Raw genomic sequence first — 10,138 nt, 5'->3', positions numbered from 1 at the left:
AATCGCTGTCCGCGAATTACTGAAATCACTGTCCGGGATTTAGCGAAAAGGGTGTCCGGGAATTACCGAAACACGCACCGCTGGCGCATCGTCGAAGCGGATCTGTGGGATCGCAGCTACCTAAACCTCGGCGGCCCCGCCATGATCACCATCGGCGGCGACAACAATGGCGAGATCGCCTTTGGCGTCCTGCAAGCCGGCCTCGATCTCAGCTACAGCCCCTCGATCGTTCACTTCACATGGGCCGGATGTGACGAGATGGACGAAGTCACAGACGATGGCCACGCCGAACTGCTCGACGACGGCTCGATCGAGATCACATTCACCTACCACAACGGCGACGAGGCCATCCTCAAGGCAATACGGCAGACTTCTTCAACATGCCAGATAAATCAAATCGGTGTCGACTATCAGTATTATTACTTTCTCATGAGTTGCTAAAAGTGAAGAGCGGCCAAGTCGTGGGCCTTGAGGTTCTCGATAATGTCCACGTTGAACGTCCTGATGGTAGCCAGTTGCTGATCCAGTTGAAGCACACCGTACAGCGGAACGCGCAAGACCTCCCCATCAATCTTACGACCATGGACAGTGACCTGTGGAAGTCGCTATCGAACTGGTGCAAGGTGATCATCGACCCTGCGGAGGGCGGATATCCATCCCCGCTCTGATCTACCTCGCGGTCAAGGCGGGTAGGGCGGTCTTGGATATCAGCGACTCATAGTCAACGCGTTCCATGGAAGCCGTCGTCACCCCTGCAATTCTGGGAGCATGCATCGACCGCGGATGAAATGAAAGCAAGACGCTATTGAAATGCTGAGATGTGGGCGCTTCGCGCGAGGTTGCTAGATGAAAAGAAGCCGCCACATTGGTTGCGCTTCGAGCAGTCGTTGCATTCCTCTACATATTCATTTTTCCAGTCGCTGATCGACTGCTTTGCGTATCCATGGAGGGATCTATCAAGCAGACAAAGCTGGTGATTGTAGACAGAGACGTTGATCCTGGCGGCACCCAGATACTGGACTGCCGCCCGCAACTCACTTCTATAATCGTAGGGGTCCATCCAGAGCTTATCCATATTCGCCCTTGTGAACCCAGTGATCTCAAGGCCCATAAACGCTACGTGATCGACGAAAGTCAGGTTTCTAAAAATGAAATCCGACAGGTCGGCCAGTCCTTCGTAAGTCTGCTTGTGAACCACAACCCGTATCTCGACTTCAGCCCCAACGGCCTTCAGGTTCATGATCCCACGGATTGTCTCGTCAAAAGCGCCTTTGGACTGAACGACATAGTCGTGAACCTCCGGGTCCGCGGAATAGATCGGTATGCCTATCGAAAGGCGGCGATGCCCAATCGCTTGATATCTTTGTGCGAACGCCTTGTCCTTGAATGACCGGCCGTTTGATAGAATGTGGATTGGCGTGGAGGGGAGGTGGTCGCGGGCACAGGACAAAATCTCGAAAAAGTCCTCGCCGACTAGCGTTGGCTCTCCTCCGGTTATGCCGAGAAACGGTGTCGTTGAGGGCAGCAGCGGCAGCACATCTATGATTTCTCGCGCCAGCCAGTGATCATCGACATCTTTTGGCGGCTGAGAGCACATCAAGCAGAGATGGTTGCACCGCTCGGTCACCAGGAAATAGTTGGCGTTGGCCTGCTTGCGAAAGAGGACGCGCACCGCCTTTCGATCCGGCCCGAAGCGGATAACGTCTCCATCGCCGAGGTAGGAAAAGTAATCAGGCAGAACGATCAGCTCTCGGTTTGAGAAGATCTCCTCAGCCTCGGCCTGATGCTCTTCAAAGGTCACGACCCATCGGCAGTCAGGAGCAGACTTGTCACCCCGGAAAAGATAGGCGTCATGATCTGGATTCGGCGCCTGACCTGTTGTTGAGGTCATAAGCCGGAGTGCCGATCGAGGGGCGGACGGTTCGATGCTGGCTGACGAAGCAAATCCGCTCAAACGTAGCATCTTAATTCGCCCAGCTTAGAAACAGCTCACGAGTAGCAACGTCGCTTTCCATGAGCGCAATCAATCTTTTGAAGATCGACATGTTACGATTGCAGAAGCCGGAGCGGGTCTTGAGGCCAACGAAGTCGCTATGCGTTGCGGTGTGGAACACCGGGTCGGAACCACAAAACGGCTCGTAAGCGCACTCGGAACACATTGGGACTGAACCCGCGAAGGATTGCTCGATTGGGTCCAGTAGGGCATCGGCCCCAAAGATCTCAGCGTAGGTGTTTTCGTGAACATTCCCGAGCAGGAAGGTTTTGTCGCCCATTTCAGCCAACATTCGAGCCTCGTCGGAGGCGTATACGCTGGCGTCGTAGTTGTAGACGACGGCTGAGATACCGATGCCAGCTGGGCTCATAAGGTCCACGTATCCCGGCTCGAATGGCGTCAGCATCTTCGTGAGGATGGTCGCCGCGTAAAACTCCTTGAACGGAATTCCCCTCCGATTGAGCTCCAGGATGTAGTTCAGTCCTTCGAAATAGAAATCGAGCCAGCGGTCCACGTCGTAGGCGGCATAGAACTTCGTCTTGACGGCGAAACCGTATGGAGAGAGCGGTCGAAGGAATATCCCCGGGAACTGCAAGCTAACGTATTCGTCGATGATCGTGCGGACTTGCGAGAGGCTAGCCTTCGTAGTGGTCATCAACGCGCTAACTCGCTCGTGGCCGAGGGCGTTTCTAGCCTTGTGAATGCCTGCGACGGCCAACTCGCAGCTGTTTTTTCCGGGGCGGGGGCGGTTGGCGTTGTGAAGGGCAGCCGGACCATCTAGCGATGTGGAGATCAGGATGCGATGCTGGCGGCAAAACTCTAGGATTTCGTTCGTCACGACGGCGAGGTTTGTCGTGATAACGAACTGCAAGGATCGTCCGGCTGTCTGATTGATCTCTTCAGCCCGGCGCACGACATGCTGGATCAGAGGGAAGTTTAGGAGGGGTTCGCCGCCTTGGAACTCGATCTTTATCGCCGGACTTGGAGATTGAAAAATAAGCGCTAATGCCTTCTCGGCAGTCTCCTCCGACATGTCGAAGGCCGAGCGATCTTCGCTTTGACGAGAAACCTGACAGTATGGACAGGAATGCTCGCACCGGAGGGATACGACCATGATGTGAAGCGACGTGAAGTTCTCAAGCCGCTTTGCCTTGGTGCGAACCTTTAGCGCCAGCAGGTCTCGCCCCAAATTTGAGGAGGCATCGAACAGAAATTGACGGCTGCGAAGACGGGAGTACGCCGGGTGGGTGCTTGGCAGTTCGTGCTTGACAAGGGAAGCCAGCACGGCGCGCGGCAGCACCAGAAATTCACCGGCTTGGTTCGTCAGGACATACCGTTCGTCATCCAGCGGCGAAAAACGGAAGTAAGCCAGCTGGTACGTGTCGTCCACTGGTCGGCGAAAGTCGCTCGCCGGAGCAAACCTAGTCATCCGCCTGTAGGCCCGATCTCGAGAAGGCCAATGCCAATATCGCATTCCTAACTGAAGCTGTTTCGGCTGCGATCGTGCCTCGCAGGTCTTGGTCCAACACCTCGAGCCGCAGCCTCTCTATCGCTGCGTCCGCCGAAGCTCGCCCGACCGCCTTACTGAAGTTGATCGTGCAAACGGCGAAGCCGCCTTCGATGGCAATCTCGATGGCAGCGTTCCCGGTTGCCCGGTACGCTGCGCGCTTCACACAATCGAGACCGAAGACAGACAGATCAAACTTGGCTTGGGCAGTCCGGACGAGCTCGCTATCGCGAGGAGCGTCCGCCATCAGCAATAACTGTAGCCAGAGCAATGAGACCCGTGACTAGCATGGCTCGAATGGCTGGTATGGTACGCCATGATGACGCCCGTACCATTGGAGCGGTCGAGAACCTCACCGTAGCCGAGGTCCGCTGGAACCGTCCCAGCCTCTGCCAGCTTGGTCGAAGGCTGATTTGCCGATTCGACAAGCGTTGCGGCCTGTACTTGGCCGCCAAGAATCATCGTGGCCGACAAGGCCACTGGCGATAGAAAACTGCGTTTTGACATTTTCCAAACCCCCGTTTGCACGGAATCATTAGCAAGGCCCGTCAAGCTGGGCAAGTACCAATTACGCAGAAGTGCTTAAGCTTCCACTAATATGATTGTTCAATACTGCATTGTCTTCGCGGACGCTAACTCCCACAGCTCGGCTCACCGTCGGCTACGTCCCGGAGGTCACCTCCCACAACCCATGCAAGATAGGCGGCTGCACCATTGTCTCTTGATCAATTCAGCGTCGCAGCTATCGCAGCAGGCTCTCCCGCATCTTGAGTGGCACGTTCCCATTAGGTGTCTGGGAGACTATGAGAAGCCTACGTTAAGACCGAGTGTAGGGCCGTTGATCGGCCGGAGGCGTCTCCTTGTCGACAAGGAATTTGATCCCTCGGTGGAACCAACTTTCGCGCTATTAGCTGCCACTCTGCTCGGCCATCGCACCGGCTGCGGGAGATCCAAAATTCGGCGCTATAAACTTTCCTGTATTCCACGACCTTCTCATCTCGCATCCACTGAGAGGTAGAACACGGGCAGGAAGTGATCTTTTTGCGGATTTGACACGAATCCTATTTAGCTGCGTCGACGAACATTGGTCAGTACTTAGGGAAGTCGTTCGGAGTAGCTTCCGACGCCACACCCCAGCCACTACTACCTCGCCGGCAGCTCGGCCTTGGCGCTAGTTGTCTTGACCAACGTTAGGAAGAGTGTTGTTCAATCCAGTTCACTCGCGTCCCTCATAAAACTCGACACAGGGAGCTGCCTCTTGAGGCGAAAACCAGGCGCAAGACTATTTCTTGTCGTGGCGGAGTTCGTCGCCAACGCAAACTCGAATAGAACATACTACTCCGTATGAATTTAGTCTTTCACATGACGTCCAGAGACGTCGAGTCCGCGTGGCACCGCATGGTACTTCAGGGGATACCCCCAAGTGACTTTTCGGGGTTTAGGCCCGTCGCTAAGGTGTCACAAATAGTCGGTGCCAACCTAGATGTTACGCCGTGCGGTGCTCACCGAGTTACGGGTGACACCATGGCATCGAGCCGGTGGACTACCAGCTTAACCGAATGGCGGCTTTGCGCCCCATTTGAGTCGTTCGACGAGCTTTCGCGAGATCTCAAAACCGGACAACACGTCCTTGCCATGCGAGTGACAAATTGAGGGTCGGAGCCGGACGCGTAGTTTTTTGGTGGGAGACTGTGTGAGAACATGGCTCGACGCATCGCTCACTGCCTGCTGGCGCTGCCCTCTCTCCCGCCGGTCCTCTCAAGGCATTTCCCATCTGCTGTGATTTTCCCAGCGAACAACTGCCAAGAGCCTCGCCTATCGTTTTTTAATAACACCGAGTTTAATTCTTGCATGTCGGACACTGCAACGCTCTTGAGAATAACTTCTGACTCCTAGTTGCTCGCGCCGGTCAATTCCTGCATGGTGCCATAGCTGGTCTAGGGATGAACCAAGCAGTTTACACACCTGGTTTTTTAGGAGCACCCCATGCGTGGAGATACTCTTGTCTTCAATCGGATGGATTGATTTTGACGAAAAGGAGCGCGAACGGGCCCATGCCCTGATGCAGCTCTTCACCGAGCAGGAAGCAAGAGATGAACTCGGTCTGGGCGCGATCCGGGATTCCATCGCCGATCACCTCTTCCCCGGCACCAGCACCGTCCAAACCCGCCTCCGCTACTGTTCGTCCCCTGGATCTTCTCTCGGCTTCCTCGCCATCGAAATTCCATCGAGGTGCTGGACCAGATGCGGTCCGACCAGCTCAAGCTTCGCAATGCCCTGGTTGCAGGCAAGGAGAACAATGGCGTTATCGGCGTGAATGCCGGCCGTGAATTGAAAAGACTGCCTGCCAGCGTCTATTGGGCTGGTTTGGAGAATTGGGGAATCCGGCTGTTCCCGGGATCAATCGACTCCTATGCCGCCTCGCTGCCTTCCTGGCCGAAAGAGACCAGCAGGGACCACGACGAAGACGACTATGGTGCGAACCGTTCCGGGTCAGCGCTATGGCACCCGCAGCTTCCCGCGGCGCCGAAAGGCCTCTTCGAAAATGCGAGCTTTGCGCTGAAAGACGAAGAAGCCGAATTCATCGTGGACCGTCTCAACGCCAGCAATCCCGACAGCTTGCTTACCTTCCTCGCTCGAAAGGGCGGCAATGCTCGGGCCGGCTACATTTGGGCACATCCGCACGTTTCCGAATTCCCCGCCCGCATGCGCCGCCTCGTCGAGCACGCCTCGATCTTCTCAGAGGCCATGTACGGCGCTGCCCTCCAGTACAATCTCCAGCTCAGCCAGCTGCGTGACAAGGATGACTGGGTCGAGAACTACAAGTCGGAGATCGAGAAGTGGCAGCAGGACCTTGATCTTGCCCGGTTGAAGCACTGGTCGCTGGAAGACTTCTGGGATGAGATCCGCCACCCGGCGCATCGGGTGCTCGAGCCCGCGCGACGGTTCGTGATCGATTGGACCGAACTGCTCAAGACCAGCGGCGGCCTCAAGCGAGACAAGGCCAAAGGGCAGGCATTGGTGAAGGAGCGAGAGCGGCGCCTGAAGAAGGGACAGTCGCGCTTCACCAACCAAGCAGCACTGGGCCGCTGGAAGGGATCGTCTGGCGCTTACCGCCTTCAGTTCCGCTGGTCGCAAGCAAGCCGTCATTTGCAGGATCTTGCCCGTGGCTAAGTCGCCACTGGATCCAGAAACGCGCCTGCTCTACGGCGATAGCCTCAAGGCTCCTCCGGGCTACGAATTCGATTGCGGGGTGGCCACAACCTTCTCGATGGATTTCGAGACGGCCCTGGCTGTCCCGGTCAACATTGCCTTCTTGTCGTCCAAGAACCGAGACGATGTCCTGAGCGACCACGTCGCACTGCTCGAAGCCTTTGAACGCACTGCCAAAAGGCTTGTCGTACGTCGACGCCGGGCAGATCAATGCCGACAAGGGCGAAGGATCACGCCTGGCCTCCCTCCTTGAGAAGATGGTGGTTGAGGTGAAGTCGCCAGGCGATGGCAGCTTCCATCCCAAGCTCTGGTTACTGCGCTTCAAGCCGCTCTACGCCGACGATCCAATTAAAATGCGCTTGCTGATCCTGTCGCGCAATCTAACCCGCGATAGATCCTGGGACGCTGCGCTGTCACTCGATGGCAAGGTTGTCTCGAGGCCTTCCGCTGGCAACAGGCCATTGCACGATCTGCTCAAGGAATTGCCAGGCATGGCCGTCGGGTCAATGGATGACGCGCGGCAACGCGTGACCTTGGCGATGGCCGACGAACTCAGATACGTCGAATGGGATATGCCCGCAGGCTGCGACACCTTGGATTTCCACGTCAATGGCATCAAGACCGGCGGCTGGAAGCCAACCAGGAGCAGGAGCATCGCCGTGATGTCACCGTTCGTTGACGAAGAGGCTTTGGAGCATCTGGCTGCCCTGGCACCGCGCGCAGCCAAGAAACTGATCAGCAGGCCCGACCAGCTCGCCTGCGTGCCTGCAGCCACGTTGAGCAAATTCGACCAGGTCCTGGTCCTCTGTGTGATGGCGTTGCAACCTGACCTGATCATCCTCGACGAATTCCAGCGTTTCCGCGAGCTGCTCTCGGGCGACGACGATGCCGCCGACCTGGCGCGCGCGCTGTTCGAGTATGGGGATCAGGAAGCGAGTGCCCGCACCCTGCTGCTGTCGGCCACGCCCTATAAGATGCTGACCCTGTCCGAGGATTCACCCGATGACGGCGACCACTATAAGGATTTCCTCAAGACCATCGGTTTCCTGCACGGTCGCGATCGCGCGTCCGCAGTTGCGGATGAACTCGACCTCGAGATGCGCCAGTTCCGCCGTTTCCTCCAGCGATTGCCGGCCGCGACCAAGCAAGCCAAGAAGGCGCGAAAGGGCATCGAAGCGCGGCTCAAGAAGGTGATGAGTCGCACCGAAAGGATCGACAGCACCATCGAGAGGGACTCGATGCTGAGCGAGCCATCAATGGAAGCGAAGATAGCCGCGGACGATCTTCGTCAGGCCATTGTGGCGGCTCAGGTCGCGCGAAGCGCCGGGGCGCCTGAGATCATCGAATACTGGAAGTCCGCGCCTTACCTGCTGAACTTCATGCGGGAGTATAAGCTCAAGAAGTTGCTCAAGGACGCGGTGGCGAAGCCAGACCCCGCCCTTGTCGCAGCAGTCGCCGAGGCGGAGGCGTTGGCACTGCGGATGGACGACATCGAGAAGTACAAGCCGGTCGAGCCGGGAAATGCCCGGCTCAGGGCACTGATGTCGGACCTATTCGACGCCAAACTCGATCAGCACCTCTGGATATCTCCGTCGCTCCCCTATTATGGCGACGAGGCAAAAGCGCCGACGCTGACCAAGGCGTTGGTCTTCTCCGCCTGGCAGATGGTGCCGGACGCGCTCGCAGCCCTCATCTCCTACGAAGCCGAGCGGCGTATGGGGGCTGCGGAAACGAAGCTGGCCTACTCGGACGCAGAGAAACGCCGGCCTTTGCAATTCCGGCTCGACGCCAACAATCGACCGGCCGCGTGCGCACTCTCAATCTCATCTACCCCTCCCCACTGCTGGCCGAACTCGGGGACCCCTTAGCGGTTTTTGCCGCAGCTGCCGAACGGCCCTCCACCGAGGAGATGCGGACCGCCCTGCGCCACAAGCTTGCCGAAAGTCTTGCTGGGCTTCCCAGGGCCGAGGATGGCGACAACTCTAGCGCGCGAGATTGGGAATGGTCGAGCGTCGCATTGCTGAATGTTGCGGCTGGCAATCGGGCGTCGGAGTGGCTCCGGAGCGGAGCGTTCGCCTCGACCGGCAATGAAGCCGGCTTCCGGGACCACGTCGTCGAGCTGATCTCCGCAAAAGGCATCGGAGAAGATGGCAGTGAAGCTACATTGGAACTGCTCGTCGATATTGCACTAGGCAGCCCCGCGGTATGCGCCGTCCGTGCTATCAGACGCATTGCACCTGAACTTGCCTGGGACGCGCCAGAGCTGCTTGAGGCTGCGGCCCATGTTGCCTGGGGCTTCCGAACCCTGTTCAACCAGCATGAGACCGTGGCGCTGCTGCGCCAGGAGAGCGATGAGCATTATTGGCGCAGCGTTCTCGCCCATTGCGGAGCACACAATCTCCAGGCCGTTCTCGACGAATATGTGCATTATCTCGTTGAAGGCGAGGGGCTGGTGGCCAAAACGCCGTCCGAGCGCGCAAGAGGTGTGGCAGAGGCCATGGTCAGGGCGCTGTCCATTCGCCCCTCCCAGATCGAGGTCGACGACGTGAGGGCTGAGAACGGACGCTTCGTCTTCAAGAAGCCTATCAAGATGCGCGGTCGGTTTGCCATGCGGCTGGCCGAACTCAAGGATGAGGAAGGTGGTGCCGTCCGGCTGTCAACTGTCCGCGAAGCCTTCAATTCGCCTTTCAGGCCATTCGTCCTTGCCACGACCTCGATCGGCCAGGAGGGTTTGGACTTTCACCCGTTTTGCCACCGGGTCTACCACTGGAACTTGCCCGGTAACCCGGTCGATCTGGAGCAGCGTGAAGGGCGCGTTCACCGCTTCAAGGGCCACGCCATTCGCCTGAACGTCGCCGAGGCACACGCTGACGCAGTGCGACAAGGCCGAATGCCACCTGCAGACCCCTGGGCCGCCATGTTCGCCGCAGCACGACGCGCTACCAAAAGCCGCGACGAGCTCATTCCATATTGGATCTTTGAAGGCTCGACTAAGGTGGAGCGGCGCGCGCCGCTGATACCATTGAGCCGAGAGGAGAAACGGCTCCAATGGCTGAAACGAAGCCTGACGGTCTACCGGCTGGCATTTGGGCAGCCACGGCAGGACGATCTCCTGGCGCACCTTGTCCGGCTAGTCGGTGATGGCTTCGATGCCAGCGAGTTCGACGAGCTCCAGATCCAGGTTGCGGCCCTAGGATGTCTGTTCTCGAAGCGGGCCTACGAAACGCAGCAATGCGCCCCCCATTTCGGCCGTTGCCGACATGAGGCCGGTTAACTAAAGCGGACAGGAGCGTTGCCACATCGCCGCAATGCCCTTTATTCGGTACGGGAGATTAGGGATCATACGTCTTACCGCGCATTTCGCGAGTCGTGGGTCCAACAACCGGACCATCGACCGTCACCACGGGAAGGATTGTGGCGACGAA

Annotated in this window: 7 protein-coding genes; 4 read left to right on the top strand and 3 right to left on the bottom strand. The window is 57.8% G+C overall.

The window, feature by feature from the left end:
- Positions 1-441 (top strand): hypothetical protein (locus CK222_RS27565; protein ID WP_245433312.1); only part of this gene is annotated, 441 nt, incomplete at its 5' end.
- 361 nt (positions 442-802) lie between these two features.
- Here CK222_RS27565 and hxsC read toward each other — a convergent pair.
- The 3 genes from hxsC to CK222_RS32750 all read right to left on the bottom strand — a co-directional run bounded on the left by hxsC (position 803) and on the right by CK222_RS32750 (position 5,664).
- Positions 803-1,891 carry a His-Xaa-Ser system radical SAM maturase HxsC gene (hxsC, locus tag CK222_RS27560; protein WP_170954325.1) on the bottom strand — a complete coding sequence of 363 codons (1,089 nt, stop codon included), beginning with the start codon at positions 1,889-1,891 and terminating at the stop codon, positions 803-805.
- A gap of 73 nt (positions 1,892-1,964) precedes the next feature.
- Positions 1,965-3,383: a His-Xaa-Ser system radical SAM maturase HxsB gene (gene hxsB / locus CK222_RS27555; protein ID WP_210199702.1), complete on the bottom strand. Its 1,419-nt coding sequence runs from the start codon at positions 3,381-3,383 to the stop codon at positions 1,965-1,967.
- A 2,125-nt stretch (positions 3,384-5,508) separates the two neighbouring features.
- The gene (locus CK222_RS32750; RefSeq protein WP_210199703.1) at positions 5,509-5,664 is read right to left on the bottom strand and encodes a hypothetical protein; all 156 of its coding nucleotides are present in this window, start codon (positions 5,662-5,664) and stop codon (positions 5,509-5,511) included.
- A 68-nt stretch (positions 5,665-5,732) separates the two neighbouring features.
- On the opposite strand from CK222_RS32750, the gene CK222_RS27545 reads away from it, so the two are divergent.
- The 3 genes from CK222_RS27545 (at position 5,733) to CK222_RS27535 (ending at position 9,987) form a co-directional block, all read left to right on the top strand.
- Complete coding sequence (locus CK222_RS27545) at positions 5,733-6,674, top strand: DUF6361 family protein (RefSeq protein ID WP_245433311.1); 942 nt, start codon at positions 5,733-5,735, stop codon at positions 6,672-6,674.
- A gap of 200 nt (positions 6,675-6,874) precedes the next feature.
- A complete protein-coding gene (locus CK222_RS27540) occupies positions 6,875-8,581 on the top strand; it encodes a hypothetical protein (RefSeq protein WP_141247139.1) in 1,707 nt (568 codons plus the stop codon).
- Entirely contained in the window at positions 8,521-9,987 is a 1,467-nt protein-coding gene (locus CK222_RS27535; RefSeq protein WP_095807913.1) for a helicase-related protein, read from the top strand. Before CK222_RS27540 ends, CK222_RS27535 begins: the two co-directional genes overlap by 61 nt.
- The last annotated feature ends 151 nt before the right edge of the window (positions 9,988-10,138 follow it).

Source organism: Mesorhizobium sp. WSM3866, from assembly GCF_002294795.1.
Classification (GTDB): domain Bacteria; phylum Pseudomonadota; class Alphaproteobacteria; order Rhizobiales; family Rhizobiaceae; genus Mesorhizobium.
The sequence above is the reverse complement of the archived record's forward strand: the minus strand, read 5'-3'. Positions and strand labels throughout refer to the sequence as shown.

Bases quoted from the DNA above. Each gene is read 5' to 3' on its own strand.
- hxsC (WP_170954325.1), bottom strand. From the start codon at position 1,891: ATGACCTCAACAACAGGTCAGGCGCCGAATCCAGATCATGACGCCTAT.